The sequence below is a fragment of the Perspicuibacillus lycopersici genome (genome assembly GCF_025660475.1).
Taxonomy (GTDB): domain Bacteria; phylum Bacillota; class Bacilli; order Bacillales; family Caldibacillaceae; genus Perspicuibacillus; species Perspicuibacillus lycopersici.
In genome coordinates this window covers 412231-433111 of the sequence record NZ_JAOUSF010000002.1, presented here as the reverse complement: position 1 = coordinate 433111, position 20881 = coordinate 412231, and the positions used below count along the sequence as shown (strand labels likewise).

Sequence of the window (20881 nt, the reverse complement as noted above, 5' to 3'; positions counted from 1 at the left end):
TTTAACGCAAGACAGTAAACCCCAACGCCGCACTATCCTTACTAAACATCTGTACCGTTTCAAGCGATAGTTGTTCTAAATCTTTGCCTACATTGCTTAGTTTATTTAGAATTTCTGGTGTGCAGGTGATGATGTCACAGTTGCTTGCTTCTGCTTGGAATATATTTAGTAGTTCCCTAGAGCTTGCCCAAAGTAGTTCGGTTCCGGGTTTTTCCCGACATATTTCTGCAGCTGCTTTCATTGTTGGGATTGGGTCAACTCCGGTATCGGCAATTCTTCCGGCAAAAACGGAAACGATGTTTTCTGTATCTGGTGCAAAAGCGTCGACGGTTGCGCGAACCTGTTCAAGTGTAAAAATGGCGGTGACATTTAGTTTAATGCCTTTTTTGGATAGCTCTTGGATTAATGGAATCGATGAGTCGCCAAAGGCATTAGTGATCGGGATTTTGACATACACATTGTTTCCCCAAGAGGCGATTTCCTCAGCTTCCCTTTGCATGATAGCAAAATCATCTGAAAATACTTCAAAGGAAATTGGTAAATCTGGAATTGCTGCCAGTACCTCTTTCGCAAAGGCAACGTAATTCGTGACACCAGCTTTTTTCATTAAGCTTGGATTTGTAGTAAATCCAGAAACAACACCTTTTTGATAAGCGGTAAGCATATCCTCGAGAACGGCACCATCTGCATAGATTTTAATTTTGAATGCTTTCATTTTACATACCTCTAGTTTCAGAGCTGCTAGATTCGTAATTATTTAATGCAGCTGATTTTGTTTTGAAAAAGCTTGGTACAATTAAAATGATTAGGAATGCAAGCACAATTGCAAGAATACCAGTCATGTTTAATACATTTCCTACTTGGCCGATAATAATTCCGAGTAAGGCGAAGTCGAAATCACCAAAGGTTGTATTGGCAAAGCCTAATTCTCCAAGCACTGGTAGTAATAGTGCGGGTAGGAAGGTAATCGCTAAACCGTTTACAAAAGAACCAACCATCGCACCGCGTCTGCCACCTGTCGCATTTCCGTATATTCCAGCAGTAGCACCACAGAAGAAGTGTGGAACAAGACCAGGGATGATTAATACGCCACCTGCAAATCCGAGAACGACCATTCCGATAACGCCGCCAATAAAACTAAAGACAAAGCCGATAATTACTGCTGTTTGTGCGTATGGGAAGAAGACGGCACAGTCAACAGCAGGTACTGCATTTGGAATAATTTTCGTTGCGATTCCTTGGAATGCTGGAATTAAGTCTGCTAAAATCATTCGTACGCCTGCATACACGATCGCAACACCGACGGCAAATTTCAAGCCGGCAAGTACTGCAAACAGAAATGGTGATTTTCCGTTCGAGAGGGTAGAGACAAATTCAGGTCCCGCAACAATTGCTGATAATAAATAGAAAAATACCATTGTGATGGCAGTTGCCATTGTTGTGTTGCGTAGAAATCCCCATTTTTCCGGAACTTGAATGTTTTCTGTGCTATCCTCTGGTTTCCCAACCTTTGAACCAACCCATGCCGATAAGTAATAGCCTAAGCTACCGAAATGTCCCATTGCTACTTCATCCCCATCGGTTACTTTGAGTGTATATTTTTGCCCGATAGCAGGGGAGATGGAGCTCCATGCGCCTAGTAGAAATCCACCAATGATGACAAGTACAACACCATCTAATCCAGATGCACCAAGTACTGCGGAAAGCAAACATGCCATAAAAAAACTATGATGCCCAGTTAAAAATACATATTTATATTTCGTAAAGCGTGCAATAACAATATTTAAAACTAAACCAAGAACTAAAATTGACATGGTTTCAACGCCTAAAATTTCTTGTGCGACAGCGACGACTGCTTCATTATTTGGAATAACCCCAGTAATATGGAAGCCGTGCTCAATCATTTTTCCGAGTGGATCGAGATTGGCTGTGATAAAGTCAGCACCAGCGCTGAGCATTAAATATCCGAGGATCGGACCAAGTGTCCCGGTTAAAATTTTGTGACCAGGACTTTTTAAGGCAATTAACCCGACAAATGCTACTAGCCCAATGAGTAAAGCAGGTTCTGAAAAGACATCTCGTAAAAACTCTAATATCGCTGTGATGATTTCCATTATTTTTACCTCCCTTAAATTAGCTGTTATTGTGAAGTGCTTGAATCGTTTCTAAAATATCCTCTTGAATTTTTTTCTTATTAATATAACTGCGAATGACTGCAACTTTCTGATCCTTGCTAAATTGTGATGCAAGCTCCTTAACGGTGACGATTAAATCGCATTTTTGACTTAATGCCGCATTAAAATCACTAGAGTTAACCGATACAGGTATACCATGTTCCTTACAAATTTCCTCGATTTTCATTTTTAACATGAGACTACTGCCGATGCCATTTCCACAAACGGTAATTATATTTAGCAACGGACTTCACCTCCTTTCCATTTGTTTATTTTTTACTATAATGATTCACGAATTGTTGAATTTCCTCGACTGTTTTTGCTTGGATTAATTGATCGACCGTCATATCCTCCTCAAGCATATTGGATAGCTGGCTTAATGCTTTTAAATGGAGGTCATTATCAATCGCTGCAATGATAAAAATTAATTGGACATCCTTTTCTGGGTCATCTGCCGCAAAGGATACCGGGTGATCGATTTTTAATAGACTCATGCTCAGTTCCTTCACACCATCCTCTGGTCTTGCATGGGGGATGGCAACCTTTGGTGTTAATACGATATAGGGACCGATTTTCTCCACATTAGCAATCATTGCTTCTATATAAGTTGCTTCGATTTTTTTCTGTTCCAATAATGGTGCAGCTGCGATGCGGATTGCTGCTTTCCAATCGGAAACATTGTCTGTAATAGTAATCATCTCTTTCGTTAGCAATTGATTTAACACTGGTTTAACCCTCCCTAATTCTTTTACCGAGCTGACGGTTAATAAATTCGTTAATGCTTTGATAAGTGTCGGTTCGTCATGGATGGTTGCATATTCTTTGATGATATGCATCATTTCGTTGATTTTTGGTAGTCCGGTATTTTGGTTGTATAGTAGAAAATTTACTTCCATTAAAATTTTTGCTTTATCTATGGAGGTTAAAATTGGTGAGACAATAATGACTGGTAGCATTGTTTGAATCGGAATGGTTGCAATGATAAAGTCAACATCTCCATGTTTGTCGCCATGGAATTGTCTTGGAGACATCACTTTTACAACCTCTACTTCGGGAATTAGCTGCTCTAGTTGATTTTTCAGCATGTTCGAGGTCGCGATTCCATTCGGACAAATGATGAAACATCGCTTCCTCCGATAGGTTAGTTCTTCTCTTTTGACATAGCCGCCAAAATGAAGGGTAATATAGCCAACCTCTTCATCTGCCATTCGTTTATTTAAGTAAAGCTCTAGCGGTTTGATTGATTTTTTCACGAGAATAAAAAGGTCGTAATATTCGCGTTTGATGTCCTCTACATATGGATTCGAAACCGAAATTTGAAACAGGCTGCGATAGTAAACGGGACGAATATGAAGATACAAGGAGTTGAGAATATTTTCCCGATTATTGAAAAGGATACAAGCATTTTTCTCAAACTCGGTAAGTATTTGATCGACCACATTTAGTAGTTCATCGGTTTCTTTTCGTTGAAAAAGTTCGGTTTCATAGATAGTATTTAGCCCGAGTAGGTGCATCGTAATGTATGCTGCTTCATCGGGATGGTCACCGATGGCCAATGTCTCTAACATTTCCTTTGAAAAGTTAAGAATGTTCGATGCTTGGATAATACTTTTCATTTCTTGTTTGATTGGCGGACATTGAAAGCCAGCAAGTATTCGTAGCTTCAGGAATAAGAAAAAGATCGTTAACTCCTTCAGCTGTTCTTCGACAAAGGAGATGTGTAATTGCTGTTCCATTTCCGTCATTTTATGGAAGAGCAGTTGATAGGCTGTTAGAAATTGGTCTTTTCCTTCTTGGTTTCGATAAATATTTTCTAAAAGCTGCCAGCCGTTCGGAAGTTTTAGCACATACGATAAATATTCAAAGGCTAGTGAGCGAATCGTGAATTCCTCCCCGATAAGCCCATACCCATCCTGACGATTATAGACAAGCGAAATCCCCCGGTTCTCCAATTCCTCTTTTAATAATTGGATGTACGATAGTACGGTATTTCTGCTCATATTAATTTGGTCAGTTAAATGATTAACAGAAAGATACCCCCGTTTCATGAATAGCTGGAGGTACATGATTTTCTGGCGATCCGATGGGGAGGCGATATAGTGATACAGATCAATCTTTGAGACGATATTAAATACTTGATTACGAACTCCCTCAGGAACTGTCAGTCCGAGCTCCTTCCGATTTTGAATCGGCGGAATACGGTTACTTTCTAACCAGTCATTAATTTTTTGTAAATCATAGCTAATTTGCCGTTTCGTATAGCCTAATTTGCTTGATAGCTGATCAATGGTGATGATTCGGTTGGACAAAATTGTTTGCAAAACATTGGCGGCCCGCTCTGTTAATATCAAAACATTCGCCCTCCTCTAGTAATAGTGTATTATAAAATAATTAAATAAAGCGCTTACATTTAAACTGAAATTTGTCAATTGGCAGAACAAAATTGGGTTGAAAGGGGGGGAGGTAAGATAAGTTATATGAAGATTTAGATTGATTACGCTATACAGTATGAAGGCAGAAATATATGAAAGCTATAGAAATAAATAGATTGATTTACCATTGTACTATTTATTGTATTGTCACTATGACTAAATTAAAATATATAATTTATTAAAAATAATAAAATATTCATTTACATTTTTATTTTCTCGAATTATAATAAATTCAGACCAAAAATGAAACGTTTCATTTTTGTTGGTTTATTGATTGAGGTGAACTAAGTGAAAATTACAATTAAGGATGTTGCACGTATATCAGGCGTTTCAGTGGGTACAGTCTCCAAGGTGATTAACGGAAAACCCGTATCAGAAAAAATTAGAAGCAAAGTTATTGAAACGATTCATGAACTAAATTATAAGCCAAATCAACATGCTAGAAGTCTGATTACCAATAAGTCCTATACTATTGGACTAATAGTAACGAATATTACAAACCCATTTTTTGGGGAAATTGTCTCTCATATTAAAGAGGACTTAGAACAAAAAGGGTACAATTTATTATTAGGTATCTCTAGAGATCAATCTTCAGAAGAGAAAGTTACAATTGAAAATTTTGTTAGTCGTCACGTGGATGGTTTAATAATCGTCCCTACTAGAGACGGGGAACATGAATTAGAACACATCTATAAATTGAGACAGCAAAAGATTCCTTTTGTATTTATTACAAGTCAATATTTAGGTATTAGAGCAGATTGTGTTATGAGTGACTTTACGAAGGGGTCATATCAACTAACCTCCCATTTACTAGATAATGAAAATAAAGAAATATATTTCTTAACTGATTCAAAAGAGCTTTTATTATCTAGCAAAAGAATTGATGGCTATAGGATGGCCTATATGGAAAGAGGTATCACATATAAAGAAAATTGGATTATTGAAACCCTCCCAAACTTTGAAAGCGCTTATAAGACTACTGAAGGGATAATTAATAATCAGATTCCTGATGCAATCATGACAATTAATGATGTCATGGCAATGGGCGTAATAAAATGTTTGAAGGATAATGGAATTAAAGTACCAGAAGATGTGTCAGTCGCTGGATATGATGATCTCTTATTTTCTTCAATGTTTGATCCACCTTTAACAACAGTCAAGCAGCCAATAGAAGAGATGTGTAAAGAAACTGTTGATATTTTAATCAAGAGACTACAAGGTTACGATAAAGAATTTAATGTACATCTATATCCATCTGAATTAATTATTCGGGAATCTACTAAATAGATTAATAGAATTCAAAATAATAAGGGAGGTGATGCTTCTACAAGAACCCATCTACAAATCTGTGGTTTTTATTAAAAAAGAAAGCGCTTTTAATTTGAAGGAGGTTATTATTTTGAAAAAATTCATGTACTTAGTTATTGCTCTTTTAGTCTCGGTATTTATATCTGCTTGTTCGAATGCAACAGGATCTAATAATAGTAAAAATGGGGACGATTCAAGTGTAGATATAGTTTACCTTACAATGGATTTAGGATCCCCATATTTTGTAGAGGTAGCGAATGGAGTAGAAGAAAAGGCGAAAGAATTAGGTTGGAATTTTCAAGTTCATGATGCAAAGGGAGATGTTAGTCAACAAATTTCGGGACTTGAAAACTTTATTGCACAAGGTGTAGATGCTATTCTAATTTCTCCTCTTGAGGAAAATGCAGCAAAAAGTTTAATTGAAAAAGCTACTGATGCAGGTATTAAAGTAATTAACTTAAATTCACCTGTAGATGGATCAGATGTATTTATTACTCCAGATGAATATGATATGGGTTATGCAATTGGGAAAGCAGCTGGTCAATGGGCTGCAGAAAATCTGGAGGGACCAGTTAAAGCGGTTACCTATAATGTAAAAGAACATCCAGCTACTCTAACTAGAGAAGAAGGTATGAGGGACGGAATTAAAGAGTTTGTTCCGGATGTTGAATTTGTAGCTAGTATGAGTGCGTTAACTCCAGAAGACGGGATGGCGAATATGGAAGGACTAATTCAAGCGCATCCTGATATCAATATTGTTGTTGGATGTAATGATGCAGGTATTATGGGATCCTATGAAGTAGCAAAATCAGCTAATTTAGATTTAACAAAAATGTACTTTGGTGGTATAGACGCTGTTTCACAAGCAATTGATTTAATAAAGAGTGAAAAAGCAGCTGGTGAAGGTGCATACAGAGGAACAGTTGATATTACTCCGTTTAAAACAGGAGAAATAGCTGTAGAAACTGCTGAAAAATTACTAAATGGTGAAGAAGTAGAAGACAAGATAATCATTCCAGCAAAAGTAGTAAGTTGGGATAATATAGATGAATATTAAAAAGGTTATCCTAAGAAGCTAGGATAACGAAAACAAAAAACATACATTTTAATTATATGGCTACAGTAACAAAGTATCAAGTATCTGTAGCCATATAAATTAATCCTATTTTTGAAGGGTAGGGTGAAAATGAAAAACACAATTTTAGAACTTCACAATATTAACAAATCCTTTCCGGGTGTAAAGGCATTATCTAACGTTAACTTTACTTTAAGAAAAGGTGAAGTGCATGCTCTTATGGGAGAAAACGGAGCTGGGAAGTCTACTCTAATGAAAGTTTTAACAGGAGTTAATAAACCAGACGCTGGTTTAATCAAATTTGAAAACCAGGAATATAAGTCTTTTGATATAATTCAGTCCGAAAAGTTAGGGATAAGCATGATATATCAAGAGTTGAATTTAATCCCTTACTTAACAATAGCAGAAAATATATTTCTTGCACGAGAACTTAAGAAAAAATTTACTATTGATAAACGAAAAATGAATGCAGAGGCTAAACAACTTTTTCAACGACTTGGAGTTGAGATTGACCCAACTGTTACTGTGAAAAACCTTAATATTGCACTTCAGCAAATTGTAGAGATAGTAAAAGCAGTTTCTAAGAATGTTAAAGTACTAGTTATGGATGAGCCCACAGCACCACTAACAAACGATGAGGTTGAATTGCTGTTTGTATTAGTTGAAAAATTAAAGGCAGATGGTGTTTCTATTATTTACATATCACACAGAATGGATGAAATCTTTAGACTATGTGATCGGGTAACTGTACTTAGAGATGGTCAATATGTAGAAACTAAAGAAATTAGTAAAACAAATAAAGATGAATTAATTCGATTGATGGTTGGAAGAGACATTACTAATCAATATCCACCAAGAATAGAGGTAACAAGCAATACAAAAGTTGCATTGAAAGTTAGAAATCTAACAAATGAAAAATTAAAAAATGTTTCAATAGATGTAAAAAAGGGTGAAATCGTAGGCATTGGTGGTCTTGTAGGTGCGGGTAGAACGGAATTACTACGAGCTATATATGGTGTAGACAAAATATATTCTGGAACGATTCAAAAAGACAACATTGACTTGCATATTAAACATCCAAGTGAAGCCATCCATTTAGGAATTGTACTTGTACCAGAAGATAGGAAGCAACAAGGCCTATTACTTGAAATGAATATTAAAGATAATATTTCTTTACCTTCATTAAAAGACTTAAAGAAAGGTTTAGTCATTAATCAACGTAAAATTCAAGTGGAAGTAAAGGAATTAATCAAAAGTTTAAGTATAAAAACTCCATCAATGAATCAGATTTCCAAAAATTTAAGTGGTGGAAATCAACAAAAAGTTGTTATAGCAAAATGGCTATTATCACAAGCAGACATACTTATGTTTGATGAACCTACAAGAGGCATTGATGTAGGTGCAAAATATGAAATTTATAGTTTAATGAATAAATTAAAGAACGAAGGTAAATCAATCATTATGGTATCTTCTGATATGCCTGAGCTTATAGGAATGTCTGACCGAATTTATGTAATGTGTGAAGGACAGATGAGCGGTCATATAATGGGCGAAGACATAAATCAAGAAAAAATATTAGAATTAGCTTCAAACTATACAAATCCTGCTATGAAGGCTATTAACTAGAAAGGGGATTAACAGGATGAAAAATAAAAATATAGATATAAGAGAATACGGGATTCTGATATTCTTTATTGTTCTCTTTATTTTCTTATCAATATTTGCGAATGGCTTTTTATCAGTTGATAACTTAATAAATGTTACGAGACAAGTATCGGTTATGGGGATTGTAGCTGTAGGGATGACATTAATTATTATTACTGGTGGAATAGACTTATCTGTAGGATCAATTCTCGCAGCATCTGGTTGTCTTTCGGCATATATGATGGTAAACGCTGGAATAGACCCTGTCACTGCTTCGTTAATGGGTATATTACTAGGTAGTGTTATTGGGTTAATTAATGGATTTATGATTACTAAAATCTCTATACCACCTTTTGTGGCTACACTTGCAACGATGACTGCTGCTAGAGGTATTGCCTATATCATTACAGATGCTAGACCGATTTATGGTTTTCCAGAGTCATTTAACTTTATTGGTCAAGGTTATATTTGGATTATTCCAGTTCCGGTAATTGTTATGATCCTTGTTTTCTTAATTGGTTCGTTTATATTAAACAAATTAGCATTTGGTAGACATGTATACGCTATTGGAGGAAATGAAGAAGCTGCAACGCTATCTGGAATTAAATCAAATAAAGTGAAAATGCTTGTTTATATTTTAGGTGGAACTTTAGCTGGATTAGCTGGTGTTATACTTCTTTCCAGAATAAATACAGGACTTCCGTCTACTGGTAATGCCTTTGAACTAGATGTTATTACTGCTGTTATTTTAGGTGGAGTAAGTATTACAGGTGGTTCAGGGAAACTTCGGGGCGTAGTACTAGGTGTATTAATTATGGGAATTTTATCCAATGGTTTGATTATTATGGGTGTGCAGGAATACTGGCAATGGGTTGTTAGAGGACTTGTTTTAGCAATAGCTGTTGGATTCGACAAAAACGCTCAATTACTATCAAATTTTCTTACCAAAAAGAAACCGAAATCAGCTGTTGAATTAAACTAGGGAGGAGTACTAGAATGACGAATAAATCAGAAGTAGAAACTCGCTCACTTATGCAAAGAATGGAAGCAGTAAAACAAGAAATAACAAGGCATTTAGAAGATGGTGTGATTCCTTTTTGGTTAAAGGGAATAGATACGGAATATGGGGGCTATCTAACATGTTTTGATGAGAATGGTGTTCCTACAGAGGATACGGATAAATATATTGTCACGCAAACAAGAATGATATGGGGAATGTCGAGATTTTACAGAGAGTATCCGGAGAACAAAGAGTTGCTATTAGCTGCTCGCCAAGGAGTCGAATTCTATATTAAACATTTCTGGGATACGGAATATGGAGGTTGGTTTTGGAAGACTAATAGAAAGGGAGAATTACTTGATGATGGTAAAGTAACGTATGGGCAATCCTTTTCTATCTATGCACTTGCTGAATATACCCATGCAACAGGAGATCCTATTGGCCAAGAATATGCTGAAAAGACATTTGATTTAATGCAAAAATACTGCACGGATACTGTTCGAGGTGGGTATTATGAAAATCTAGAACGAGATTGGCAAGTATCTTCCCCAGGTTTCCATGCAGGTGATAGAAAATCACTTGATATTCATATGCATATAATGGAGGCATTTACTACATTAGCACTGGTGTCTAAAAAAGAGATTCATAGAAGGAAACTTAAAGAATCTATTGAAATTATTTTAAGATATATGGTAAATGCAGAAATTGGATGTGGGTTAAATCAATTTGATCTAGATTTTAAACCAATCCCAGCTATCAATATTCGAAGAACTTGGAATGCAGAAAGAGAAACCGGTGAAGTGATTGATGAGCCAATGGATACTACTTCATATGGACATAATGTTGAACTTGCATGGCTGTTATCCTATGCAGGGGAAGTCCTAAATAATAAGGAAGAGTATTTGGAAATAACTAAAAAACTAGTCGATCATGCCCTTCGCTATGGTGTAGATTTAGAAATTGGTGGCGTTTATCGGGATGGACCGCACGTAGGTGAGCCATTAGTTAAAGATAAAGAATGGTGGCAGAATTGTGAGTCGCTAGTAGGTTTCCTTAATGCTTTCCAACAATCGGGTGATGAAAAATACTTAAATACTTTTGAAAATCTATGGGATTTCTGCAAGGAGAATTTTATTAACCACGAAGTTGGGGAATGGTATCAACTACTAGATAAAAATGGGAATATACTAGTGAGTGATTTGGGAAATCCATGGAAAGCAGTATATCATACAGGTAGGGCATTATTGGAGAGCAAATTACGATTAGAAAGATTAGTGAAGAGTTTAATATAAACGGAAAGCAAATAATTATCATTTTAATACTTAGTACTAAATTCAAATGCTTACCCCTATAGTAGAAAGATTAATTCAGAATCCAACTATTATAAGGGGGAAGCTTTTTCTATAGAGCTGCATTTAAAAGTATAAATAAGATAATAATATAGGGGGTTTGTAATGAATATTCATGGAATTCACCACGTTGCTATTATCTGTTCAAATATTGAAATATCTAGAAGATTTTATACAGAAATTATAGGACTTACTATAATTAAAGAAACATATAGGGAGGAAAGGAATTCCTATAAACTAGATTTAGCATTAGGAGAGAATTACATTATTGAACTTTTCTCCTTCCCATCTCCTCCAAAAAGAATTAATTTCCCAGAAGCAACTGGATTAAGACATATTGCATTTGAAGTTTCATCTCTTCAAGAGGCTGTCGACGAGCTTATTCAAAAAGGAATACTTGTAGAAGATATTCGTATAGATCCAACTACAGGAAAAAAATATACATTTTTCAATGATCCTGATGATTTACCAATTGAATTATACGAGAGATGAAAAAATTCACTGGTTTTATTTGGAGACAGTGATTTTTTCTAATTTATTTGAGGGTTCAAAAGAATGGAATCCTTTTTTATGGAATATTGCTATTTATCATCTAGCGTAATAACACCAATCCTTATAAAAAGGTCAATTCAACAGGTGTAGTAGGAAATGTATCTTAAAAAAGATATCGATATTTAATTATTTTATTTTTAAACTTATAGAGGAGGAAACTCATAGTTATATTGCCTTGCTTCAATAGAAGTATAGCGAAAATAAAAGCATCAGTTTCACTGATTACGAAGTTAAAATTAATTTTAACATTAAACAAATATATAAGTTTGAATTAATGGAAATACCGAAAGAGATGCCGATATTTAATTATTTTATTTTTAAACTTATACAGGAGGAAACTCATAGTTATATTGCCTTGCTTCAATAGAAGTATAGCGAAAATAAAAGCATCAGTTTCACTAATTAAAATTAATTTTTAAATTAAACAAATATAAGTTTGAACCAATGGAAATACCGAAAGAAATGCCGATATTTAATTATTTTATTTTTAAACTTATAAAACACGAACACATTGTTATATTGCTATAGTACAAAAGCAGTATGGCAAAAACCAAAGCAAATGTATTTAGAAGTTTAAAATAAACTTTAGCATATCGGGTAGTTGTATTTTCTGCATTTAATGAAGCATCTAAGGGGAGAGGCAGAAACTTTTTAGTCAATACTTCGATTTATTTTCCAGTGAAATTAAGTATAGGAGATAATAAGTATACATATATTTTTAATAGTAAAAACCCCTTGTAAAAATTGAAATAGATCAATTCAACAAGGGGAATCACTATATTTGGATTTGAAACAATGAGACATAAGAAATGAAATATCCTAAAAAGATGCCGACATTAAATTATTTTATTTTTAAACTTATACAACAACGAAACTCGTTGTTGTATTTGCCTTAATTCAATAGAAGTAAGACAATGATCAAAGCGTCAGTTACGCTAATTTCACAGTTTAAAATAAATTTTAACATGTCGGACACCTCTATTCAGTTAAATGTAAATACATTTTTCATTATAACATAACTTACATCAGTAAATACTAAAATATTCCATAAAAATTATATTTTACCATTTCGTGTTATGGATTTGCTTAAAAAATATATCAATTAATAGATATTAGAAATGTCAATACTACAACTAAATTTTAGGTAGCCAATAAAAATTACATAATGTATCAAATTGTATTTCATTCTTTCTTTGAAACAATCTTTTATAACTTACTCCGCACAGCCTGCACTTTCCCATCCATTGTACTCACCTTATCCCGTCGATCATCAATCCGGATATTCGTGCAGACGCGTTGCAATCCGTGCTGGAATGGCACTTCATGAATCATTTGCACTAATTTCAGTAGCTCTGGTAAATCTCCCTCGATTAATGTACTCATTGGTGTTAATTGGTAGTTAATGTTTCCTTCGTAATCAGCAAGCAGCTTATGTATTTCTGCAACATATTTGCTAACGCTTGGTGTTTCTGTTCCAACTGGAATAACGGTAATATCGATAATTGCCATGTGACTTCCTCCATTTTTTTCGTTTGAAATTATGATACCATAACTATTTGGACTAGTTTAAAAAAAGAGTGATTTCAGTGGAGGATTGATAAAATTTTGTGGGTGGAAAATTTCAGTAGAAAATAAAGTGGAGAAGAAGATCCATCTAATCGAATGAATTTTCTTCTCTATGTGGATTGAAAATTATTCGTTAAAATCCTAGATTTCTTTTGCAAGTTCGTTTCGATTTGGGGCAAGTGGTGGCTGTTCTAACCATTTATTTTCAACCATGAGAGTAAACCATTTTTTCGTTATCATTATGTTTTTTAAAATGGTGCTCTCATAAGCGGTTACAAGATCTGTACGCATAGCAGAAGCCAGACCTGCGCCATGGTAGTTTTGAGCAGCTTGGTATAAGAATCCCATATGGTACAACATTAGTTTATCGGAAAATGGGGAGTCTGTGGAAGTTGTTACCTCTGTCTCCCAAGATTTCGGAACAGGTAAGTTATCCGCCTGCATAATTTTTGCAAAGGTTTTTATTTGTTGGTCCGCCGTTTTTTCCGAATCGATTAAGAACTTTCTTACTTCTTTTGTTTGTGCAACCTGGCTGAATGCTATCGAAAGGGTTTTTGCCATAATGCTTTTTTTCAGGTTCAATGATATACTAATAATTTCTGTCGCTGCTAGTTTTCTACCCTTTCCAAAAAAACCATCGATGAAATCTTGGGTTGAAATATATTCAGGGTTTTTTGCAGGATAGAAAAAAGGATCTCTTTGAAAATTTCCTTTCTCTAGAAGTAATTCTACCGTCTGATGGTACATCCTTTTCGCATCGTTGTCGCATGCATCGTAAAAATCCCTTAAATCTTTTCGAACCGAAACAGCTAATGAAGTACTATGTCCTAGTAAACCATGCAACGTCATAATATGGAGATAATTTAGGCAAAATATATCAGTGAACAATCTTTGCTTGCCTTTAAAGAGATCTGACTCAGTAAATCCAATGGGGATTGGAAACTCTTCGTTTTCTAGAAAAGCTACTATTTGTTGTTTTTGTTTATGGAATGTTTGAATCGCTTCCTCAAAAATTGCCTTAATCTGCTCGTCCTCAATTATTGATACCATATATTTATTGACAACATCTGTCATTGTTCCGTTCACATACTCTCCCCACAATGTTCCAATTTCGGAGGAAGTAAGTTTCAATTTATTCTAGTCCATATAGTCACCTCCATGATAGTATTTTCCAAGGGAATAAGGACTATGTACATAATAATAGTATTCATAATGTGGAGAAAATAACTAAAAGGTGCTGCAAATACTTTATTTTTCCTAAAAAATTGTGCCATAAGTATGGGATGTTTTTTTTAAAAGGTAAGCATTTTTTTATGCTTACCTTTATACAACAATGGGTATTTGATGTACTTATGAATACACAATAGCTTAGGTTAGAGATGGGATTTTTACCAATGATTTAAATTTATTGGAGATATTACTAATAAAGAATCCAACTCTAAAAATCGTACTCATCAAGATAGTGATTAAGCTAAATAGGTTATTCAAAGTATATCCCCCCAATTGTAGTTTAGTGTTATAGAATAGATAACACTAACGGTAGTATTAATCGGAAAATGAAATTTATTCGGTAGCTTTTTTGAAGAAGATGTTGGTGGGCAATGATTGCCCGTTCAGTTGTATCCTAACTATGTTCCTACTATATACAGAGTAAGTTCCATAGTTGCTTCTCCCTATATACTCCTAGATAGTCATACTATTATGGTCATTTCTATACGATTCTTTTTTATAACAAAAAAGCAAGCAATGTGTTTTTATCTTATTATTAATACATGAAAATTTTATTTACAAGGTATAGACATGTGCGGCATGAATTATAGTAATATAACATAACTTAAAATTTTTTGACAATTGGAATGATAACGGATATAATTTGAAAAAATCTATAGTGATAGCGTCGATGAGAGAAGTAGTTAAGAAGGGAATAGTTACAGAGAACTCCGATTTGCTGAAAAGGAGTACTATTCGTCTTAATGAAAAAAGCCTCGGAGCTTCTTACTAAGCTAATAACCGATTAGGGATTGTAAGACGGTCTCTTCCGTTAAAGAGATAGGGTATGAACATACCCGAAGAGATTGATATGGTGACGTATCAACAAACTGAGGTGGTACCACGAAGTGACAACTCTCGTCCTCAAGAATGATTTCTTGGGGGTGGGAGTTTTTTATTTTGCTAAAAAAGTTGAAAGAGGGGAATTCCATGGAACCAATATTGTTAGACATACCGATTCAATTAGAAACAGAAAGACTAATTTTACGAGCACCGCATCCTACAGGAGATGGCAAAATTGTAAACAAAGCGATTCGAGATTCGCATCGTGAATTAAAAGAATGGTTGCCGTTTGCACAAGAAATTCCTGCGGTGGAAGAAACCGAAAAAAATTTACGACTTGCCCATATAAACTTTTTAAAAAGAGATAGCTTCCGTTATTTAATTTTTGCTAAAGAACATAATGAATTCGTTGGCGTCGCAAGTCTTCAAAGTATTGATTGGGATATCCCAAAATGTGAAATTGGTTATTGGATCGATACAACATTCAGTGGGAATGGCTATATGACCGAAGCGGTACAGGAGCTTGTCGATTTAGGATTACAGACGATTGGATTTAGAAGAATAGAAATTCGCTGCGAATCTACCAATTGGAAAAGCCGCGCGATTCCGGAAAAATTAGGGTTCCTATTGGAAGGAACGCTACGAAACGATGACCTATCTGCAGATGGCAGTAGACTGACAGATACTTGTTTTTATTCGATTATCCGGTAAAAATACATTGTTTATCCTATTAGTCAAATAAAATATGGTAAAAAAAGGGGCACATCTTATGCCAAGTGACAAATTCGAACAAAAGCTACAAGGTGGAAATCTCTCCGATGTATACCGTGCAGGAAACACCGTTCGACGAGATGTAAAGCCTAACAGTGATCGAATCCATGAGCTATTAAAGCATTTAGAGAAGAAAGGCTTTCAATATGCACCTAAGTTTTTAGGCATCGATGAAAAAGGTAGAGAAGTATTGACATTTATAGATGGAGAAGCAGGGAATTACCCTTTAAAGAACTATATGTGGTCGAATGATAGTTTAAGAGACATCGCCAAAATGCTACGGCTTTATCATGATGCGGTCTCTGATTTTCCATTACTAAATGAATGGGAACGAATGGAACATACGCCAGACAAACGAGAGGTTGTTTGTCATAATGATTTTGCAATATATAACATAATTTTTAACAACCGAAAACCGGTTGGAATAATTGATTTTGATGTTGCAGCACCTGGTCCAAGACTTTGGGATATCGCCTACACGCTTTATACATGTGTTCCGTTAAGTCGACTGTATCATTTGGAAACAGGGGAGACAATTTATTATGATTCCACACAGGATGCCGCGCGAATCAACAAGAGAATCCAGCTGTTTTTTAATGCATATGGGCTGGATGGAATGGAAACGGGTTATTTAGAAATGGTGTTGCTGCGTTTAGAGGCATTATGTAAATATATGGTGAAAAAAGCAAACGAAGGAGATATCGCTTTTCAAAAGATGATTGAAGAAGGGCATCTGGAGCATTACCAACAGGATATAAAGTTTATTCGAGCGCATGGGGGAGAATGGGTAGAGACATGAAAAAAACAATAGAGGATATTAAAGTAGTTATTGGTGCAGGGGAATATGTGAATAACCCGGGTTGGTTACATACACAGGAGGATGAATTAAATTTATTAGAGGAAAAAACTTGGCGAAATAAGTTTGAAACAAACTCAGTGACTGCTATTTTAGCAGAGCATGTTTGGGAGCATCTTTCCTATGACGAAGGTGTTATGGCAGCTAAAATATGTTACACCTATTTAAAACCGGGTGGTTATATTCGCTGTGCAGTCCCTGATGGATTTTTCCAAAATGAATCTTACCAAACGATTGTCCAGGTTGGCGGTCCAGGGCCAAAGGATCACCCGGCAGCAAGCCATAAAATCGTGCACAATTATCAAACGCTGAAAAATATGTTTGAGAGTGCTGGATTTGAAGTGGAATTTCTTGAATACTGTGATGAAGAGGGAGATTTTCATCAAAATAATTGGGATGGAGCGGATGGTGTTATTTTTCGTTCAAAGAAATTTGATCCAAGAAATCAAGGAGACAACCTAGTTTTTCCTTCGTTAATTATTGATGCGTGGAAACGGAGCTAATTTATCGATTGGGATGCACATACACGCGTGATAAACAAGTAGCGTTTGAGGAATTCCAAAGGCAGTAGCAAAATGACGTAAGGAAATTTTTTCACCATCACTGATCCTTGAAACAGCAATAAGATAGGCTGCGATGAACAAAATCTAATCTGTTGTAAGGGGTGAAAAAAAGTGAATATCGCTTTCAACATACCAACCTATACAATCGATAAAGAAACGTTTCCGAAACCTTTAAATGGCAATTACGATTATTGGGTAGCGTTAGTTGCCCCCTTTTTGGCAAAATCGAACACGATTGAAATACACTGTTGGAATGATGAACGTGGAATTATGGAAGCAGTGACGTCCCTTCCTAAACAAGCGTTTCACATTATTAAGGAAGATAATCTCACTATTTTCAAAGGCAGTAAAACCCCCAGCTTATCAAAGTATTTGCTGAAAAATTTTCGGGATGAAAATGGGAACTTTAAATGGTTCACGGTAAACTTAATCAAAGATCAAGTAGCTATATTTCATTCGGGACATTGGGCTACAGAATTTTTTTTACCAAATCTGTTGGAAGAAGAGGTTCGTTTTATTAAAAGTGTAACCCCCGTTGATACGAGTTTGATTCAATTTTAAGAAAAAGCCATCCCTTTAATAAGAATGGCCAAACCTTCTTTAATATGTGGAAAATTGTTGACCTTACCGAGCTAAACGAGGATTGGGGCAGCTATACTCGGAAGATTTTTCGGAAAAGCGTGTAGGTAATGGGTTAACGGGTGGTATGAAGGTGCTAGGGCAACTACAAAACCACCATTAATACAGATGATGGTGGTCTATTTTGTAGTTAATGAAGTAAATTCCTTAATTGCTCAGCATGTCTTCTACTATCATTAATTACTTCCTCTACTATTTGTTTACTTCCTGGATCTAAATCACCTTTTACAAGTTCTTCCGAATAATCGACTCCATATTTGTCAAAACCCTTTAAAGCATCTTCAATGATAGCTCTATCGTCGTTATCAGAAATCATGAATTTGTGCATAAAGCTATGCATTGATCCAGAGAAGCCTTCATCATCCGCTGGAATGCCTCCTAGGTTTTGAATTGTTTCGGCGATTTTTTGAGCATTTTGTTTTTGCTCCTGCTGCATTTGTTGGAAATTACGCTTTAAATCTGGATTGTTTACCTTTTGGATATAATGTTCCAATGAACGTATTCCCATATAAGTACCTCTTAATAATGTATTTAGCTCCTCCATAACGATTTCATTTTCCATATGCTCACATCCTTTTTATCCTATTATGATGCCATTGGGAAAGATGTATTCGTGACTTTTATATGCAAAGAAGATATGACCTAGCTAGAAAAATATTCCATAAGTTATCAGTAAATTTAAAACCACACAAATTATCCGAAACAGGAAATTTTTTAATTGAGAATTGTTATCAATTAGTGTATATTAAATAGTAACGATACTAAATGAGTAAGGAGAATATACCATGCAAATATATTGGCCGAAAATAAAGAGGATAATAGAGGAAACACCTGAGGTGAAAACATACTTGCTTGATCGTCCGGAAGACTTTACATGGGAAGAAGGTTCCCACACCCATTTCGCACTAGAAGGCTTCAATGCAGGAGATACACCTAACCGCAGTCTGATTCGCCACATGTCGATCTCCACTTTACCGCACGAGAACGCAATCGGGATTACAACACGCATTAAAGAGCAGTGTTCTGAGTTTAAATCGATTTTAAATAATTTGGAAGTGGGAAAGGAAGTTGCGATTTTTAAAACCCATTCGAATGTACCACTTAAACGAGAAGGGAAAAATATTTACCTACTGTCAGCAGGTGTTGGTTTGGCAACATTTCGGCCGCTTGTGCTATCATATTTGGACCGTACGGACAACGTCAACCAAATTCATTCCTTAAACATCGATTCATCAAAAGATTTCTTGTTCACGGATATTTTTAAAACCACACCTGAAAAGAATTTCACCGCACAGTTCGTCGACAATCGTGAGGACTACTATGCAGAAGTGAAAAACCTTGCTGCAGATAAGGATGGCCTTTTCTATATTGTTGGTAGTGACGAGTTCCTACTGCAAAACATTGAAATATTGCGTGCACAAGGTATTACGCCAGAACAGATGATGCTTGATAAACGGGAAAAGGAATTGCCTAAGTTTTTATCATTCGATTTGACGATTTAAGTAAGGAAATGTATTAACTGGCAAAAATTTTCATCTATATTTATTGTGCATTTTCTATTGGGAGCATAGAAAATTTAGATGATAATAGCTTAAAAAAACTACACCCTAATTGTCCGTTGTTATTTACAATCAGGGTGTAGTGTTTTGTTAATTGGAAAATAAGAAATAAATACTTATTTCCCTTGCTCCTCTAACGCTTTTCTTTGCTTAAACTCTGTTTTAATTTCCTCTAATGTTTCAGGCTCTGTAATTAGCTTCAATGCAGTTAATGCTAGTGCCTTCGCTCCCGTAATCAATGCTTGATCACCACGTTCAGAAGCAGCTGCTTCCCGGAACGGAACAGTATGTGCGATTAGCTCATCGGAACCAATTTTAATGTAAGGATGAATCGTTGGTACGACTTGGCTAATGTTGCCTGCATCTGTAGAACCAATGCCACCGTCTCTAGACTCAACTACCTCTCCAAGCTCCTCGATAATATCTTTAAATAATGCATTGTAGCGATCATTTAATAGTAGATTATCAACACCGTTTTGGAATGCGATAACATTTAATTTTGCTCCTGTTGCAAGGGCAGCACCTTCTGCAACTGCTTTTACTTTCTCGGTAACTTCATTGAGGCGAGTTCTAGTTGCCGCGCGGATGTAAAATCTTGCTTTTGCATATTCCGGAATGATGTTTGGTGCATCGCCACCATGGGTAATGATTCCGTGAATACGAACATCGTCTGTTAGCTGTTGTCTTAGTGCATTAATTCCGTTGAACAATTGGATAACCGCGTCTAGCGCATTGATGCCCATATGGGGAGCGGATGCTGCGTGTGCAGATTTTCCAATGTACTCAAAATCAAGGGGATCAACGGCTAAGGAATTCGTTGTCAATCCAGTTGAGCCCATCGGATGAATCATCATTGCGGCATCAATTCCTTCGACTAGTCCGTGTTTAACAAAGCTTCCTTTCGCACTGCCATTTGGACCGCCTTCTTCTGCAGGGGTACCAAATACAACCGCCTCGCCACCGGTTTCGTCAATCACTTTACTTAACGCAATTGCCGCAGCAACACTCATCGTCCCGATAATATTATGTCCACATGCATGGCCAAGACCAGGGAGGGCGTCATATTCTGCAAGAAATGCAATCGCTGGACCAGGCTTCGCTGATTTTTTCCGTGCGACAAAAGATGTCTCGTGACCAGCCACCGCCTTTTCTACCTCAAATCCTTCATTCACAAGTATTTCTGTTAGTAAACCAGAAGCAAAAAATTCCTCGTTGCCAATTTCCGGATTAGCGTGAATTTGATGGCTTGCATCAAGGTAACGTTCTTTATTTCCTTCCACATTTGCGATAATCGTTTCTTTCCAATTTGTCATTTGATAGTTCCTCCTTTGAAAAAAGAAG

General features: G+C 35.8%; 19 protein-coding genes and 1 other annotated feature. Of the genes, 11 read left to right on the top strand and 8 right to left on the bottom strand.

The genetic code is table 11. From position 1 onward, the window contains the following. Position 1: 1 nt before the first annotated feature. Genes OEV98_RS06160 through OEV98_RS06145 form a run of 4 tightly spaced genes read right to left on the bottom strand, consistent with a single transcriptional unit; the run spans position 2 to position 4525 of the window. On the bottom strand, positions 2 to 715 hold the full coding sequence (locus OEV98_RS06160; protein ID WP_263072346.1) for a transaldolase: 714 nt from the start codon (positions 713 to 715) through the stop codon (positions 2 to 4). 1 nt (position 716) lies between these two features. Continuing rightward, complete coding sequence (locus OEV98_RS06155) at positions 717 to 2114, bottom strand: PTS ascorbate transporter subunit IIC (protein ID WP_263072345.1); 1398 nt, start codon at positions 2112 to 2114, stop codon at positions 717 to 719. Positions 2115 to 2133: 19 nt separating this feature from the next. After that, entirely contained in the window at positions 2134 to 2418 is a 285-nt protein-coding gene (locus OEV98_RS06150; protein WP_263072344.1) for a PTS sugar transporter subunit IIB, read from the bottom strand. Between the two features lie 25 nt (positions 2419 to 2443). Then, the gene (locus OEV98_RS06145; RefSeq protein ID WP_263072343.1) at positions 2444 to 4525 is read right to left on the bottom strand and encodes a BglG family transcription antiterminator; all 2082 of its coding nucleotides are present in this window, start codon (positions 4523 to 4525) and stop codon (positions 2444 to 2446) included. Positions 4526 to 4894: 369 nt separating this feature from the next. Here OEV98_RS06145 and OEV98_RS06140 point away from each other — a divergent pair, with 369 nt between their 5' ends. The 6 genes from OEV98_RS06140 to gloA2 all read left to right on the top strand — a co-directional run bounded on the left by OEV98_RS06140 (position 4895) and on the right by gloA2 (position 11474). Beyond that, positions 4895 to 5893, top strand: coding sequence for a LacI family DNA-binding transcriptional regulator (locus OEV98_RS06140; protein WP_263072342.1), 999 nt, complete (start codon positions 4895 to 4897; stop codon positions 5891 to 5893). 112 nt (positions 5894 to 6005) lie between these two features. Further along, positions 6006 to 6971, top strand: coding sequence for a sugar ABC transporter substrate-binding protein (locus OEV98_RS06135; RefSeq protein WP_263072341.1), 966 nt, complete (start codon positions 6006 to 6008; stop codon positions 6969 to 6971). Between the two features lie 129 nt (positions 6972 to 7100). Next, the gene (locus tag OEV98_RS06130; RefSeq protein ID WP_263072340.1) at positions 7101 to 8615 is read left to right on the top strand and encodes a sugar ABC transporter ATP-binding protein; all 1515 of its coding nucleotides are present in this window, start codon (positions 7101 to 7103) and stop codon (positions 8613 to 8615) included. A gap of 16 nt (positions 8616 to 8631) precedes the next feature. After that, the gene (locus tag OEV98_RS06125) at positions 8632 to 9615 is read left to right on the top strand and encodes an ABC transporter permease (protein WP_263072339.1); all 984 of its coding nucleotides are present in this window, start codon (positions 8632 to 8634) and stop codon (positions 9613 to 9615) included. Between the two features lie 14 nt (positions 9616 to 9629). Beyond that, the gene (locus OEV98_RS06120; RefSeq protein ID WP_263072338.1) at positions 9630 to 10925 is read left to right on the top strand and encodes an AGE family epimerase/isomerase; all 1296 of its coding nucleotides are present in this window, start codon (positions 9630 to 9632) and stop codon (positions 10923 to 10925) included. Between the two features lie 162 nt (positions 10926 to 11087). Continuing rightward, complete coding sequence (gene gloA2, locus OEV98_RS06115) at positions 11088 to 11474, top strand: SMU1112c/YaeR family gloxylase I-like metalloprotein (RefSeq protein WP_263072337.1); 387 nt, start codon at positions 11088 to 11090, stop codon at positions 11472 to 11474. Between the two features lie 1266 nt (positions 11475 to 12740). On the opposite strand, the gene OEV98_RS06110 is transcribed toward gloA2, so the two are convergent. After that, a complete protein-coding gene (locus OEV98_RS06110; protein ID WP_263072336.1) occupies positions 12741 to 13043 on the bottom strand; it encodes an MTH1187 family thiamine-binding protein in 303 nt (100 codons plus the stop codon). 198 nt (positions 13044 to 13241) lie between these two features. Continuing rightward, positions 13242 to 14231, bottom strand: coding sequence for a DUF3231 family protein (locus OEV98_RS06105; RefSeq protein ID WP_263072335.1), 990 nt, complete (start codon positions 14229 to 14231; stop codon positions 13242 to 13244). Positions 14232 to 14988: 757 nt separating this feature from the next. Further along, positions 14989 to 15238 (top strand) — a binding site (T-box leader). Between the two features lie 61 nt (positions 15239 to 15299). Here OEV98_RS06105 and OEV98_RS06100 point away from each other — a divergent pair. The 4 genes from OEV98_RS06100 (at position 15300) to OEV98_RS06085 (ending at position 17903) form a co-directional block, all read left to right on the top strand. Then, entirely contained in the window at positions 15300 to 15863 is a 564-nt protein-coding gene (locus OEV98_RS06100; RefSeq protein WP_263072334.1) for a GNAT family N-acetyltransferase, read from the top strand. Between the two features lie 58 nt (positions 15864 to 15921). Continuing rightward, a complete protein-coding gene (locus tag OEV98_RS06095) occupies positions 15922 to 16722 on the top strand; it encodes a phosphotransferase (protein WP_263072333.1) in 801 nt (266 codons plus the stop codon). Continuing rightward, positions 16719 to 17282 carry a class I SAM-dependent methyltransferase gene (locus OEV98_RS06090; RefSeq protein ID WP_263072332.1) on the top strand — a complete coding sequence of 188 codons (564 nt, stop codon included), beginning with the start codon at positions 16719 to 16721 and terminating at the stop codon, positions 17280 to 17282. Before OEV98_RS06095 ends, OEV98_RS06090 begins: the two co-directional genes overlap by 4 nt. Positions 17283 to 17453: 171 nt before the next feature. After that, positions 17454 to 17903, top strand: coding sequence for a hypothetical protein (locus tag OEV98_RS06085; protein WP_263072331.1), 450 nt, complete (start codon positions 17454 to 17456; stop codon positions 17901 to 17903). Positions 17904 to 18111: 208 nt separating this feature from the next. Here OEV98_RS06085 and OEV98_RS06080 read toward each other — a convergent pair whose 3' ends face one another. Beyond that, a complete protein-coding gene (locus OEV98_RS06080) occupies positions 18112 to 18543 on the bottom strand; it encodes a PA2169 family four-helix-bundle protein (protein ID WP_263072330.1) in 432 nt (143 codons plus the stop codon). Between the two features lie 223 nt (positions 18544 to 18766). Here OEV98_RS06080 and OEV98_RS06075 point away from each other — a divergent pair, with 223 nt between their 5' ends. Continuing rightward, positions 18767 to 19483 carry a ferredoxin reductase domain-containing protein gene (locus tag OEV98_RS06075; protein WP_263072329.1) on the top strand — a complete coding sequence of 239 codons (717 nt, stop codon included), beginning with the start codon at positions 18767 to 18769 and terminating at the stop codon, positions 19481 to 19483. A 173-nt stretch (positions 19484 to 19656) separates the two neighbouring features. Here OEV98_RS06075 and OEV98_RS06070 read toward each other — a convergent pair whose 3' ends face one another. Then, on the bottom strand, positions 19657 to 20853 hold the full coding sequence (locus tag OEV98_RS06070) for a M20 family metallopeptidase (RefSeq protein WP_263072328.1): 1197 nt from the start codon (positions 20851 to 20853) through the stop codon (positions 19657 to 19659). Positions 20854 to 20881: the final 28 nt, after the last annotated feature.

Coding starts and splice junctions, on each gene's coding strand:
- OEV98_RS06155 (WP_263072345.1), bottom strand. CDS start 2,114: ATGGAAATCATCACAGCGATATTAGAGTTTTTACGAGATGTCTTTTCA.
- OEV98_RS06160 (WP_263072346.1), bottom strand. CDS start 715: ATGAAAGCATTCAAAATTAAAATCTATGCAGATGGTGCCGTTCTCGAG.
- OEV98_RS06100 (WP_263072334.1), top strand. CDS start 15,300: ATGGAACCAATATTGTTAGACATACCGATTCAATTAGAAACAGAAAGA.
- OEV98_RS06130 (WP_263072340.1), top strand. CDS start 7,101: ATGAAAAACACAATTTTAGAACTTCACAATATTAACAAATCCTTTCCG.
- OEV98_RS06095 (WP_263072333.1), top strand. CDS start 15,922: ATGCCAAGTGACAAATTCGAACAAAAGCTACAAGGTGGAAATCTCTCC.
- OEV98_RS06080 (WP_263072330.1), bottom strand. CDS start 18,543: ATGGAAAATGAAATCGTTATGGAGGAGCTAAATACATTATTAAGAGGT.
- OEV98_RS06110 (WP_263072336.1), bottom strand. CDS start 13,043: ATGGCAATTATCGATATTACCGTTATTCCAGTTGGAACAGAAACACCA.
- OEV98_RS06120 (WP_263072338.1), top strand. CDS start 9,630: ATGACGAATAAATCAGAAGTAGAAACTCGCTCACTTATGCAAAGAATG.
- gloA2 (WP_263072337.1), top strand. CDS start 11,088: ATGAATATTCATGGAATTCACCACGTTGCTATTATCTGTTCAAATATT.
- OEV98_RS06125 (WP_263072339.1), top strand. CDS start 8,632: ATGAAAAATAAAAATATAGATATAAGAGAATACGGGATTCTGATATTC.
- OEV98_RS06070 (WP_263072328.1), bottom strand. CDS start 20,853: ATGACAAATTGGAAAGAAACGATTATCGCAAATGTGGAAGGAAATAAA.
- OEV98_RS06090 (WP_263072332.1), top strand. CDS start 16,719: ATGAAAAAAACAATAGAGGATATTAAAGTAGTTATTGGTGCAGGGGAA.
- OEV98_RS06075 (WP_263072329.1), top strand. CDS start 18,767: ATGCAAATATATTGGCCGAAAATAAAGAGGATAATAGAGGAAACACCT.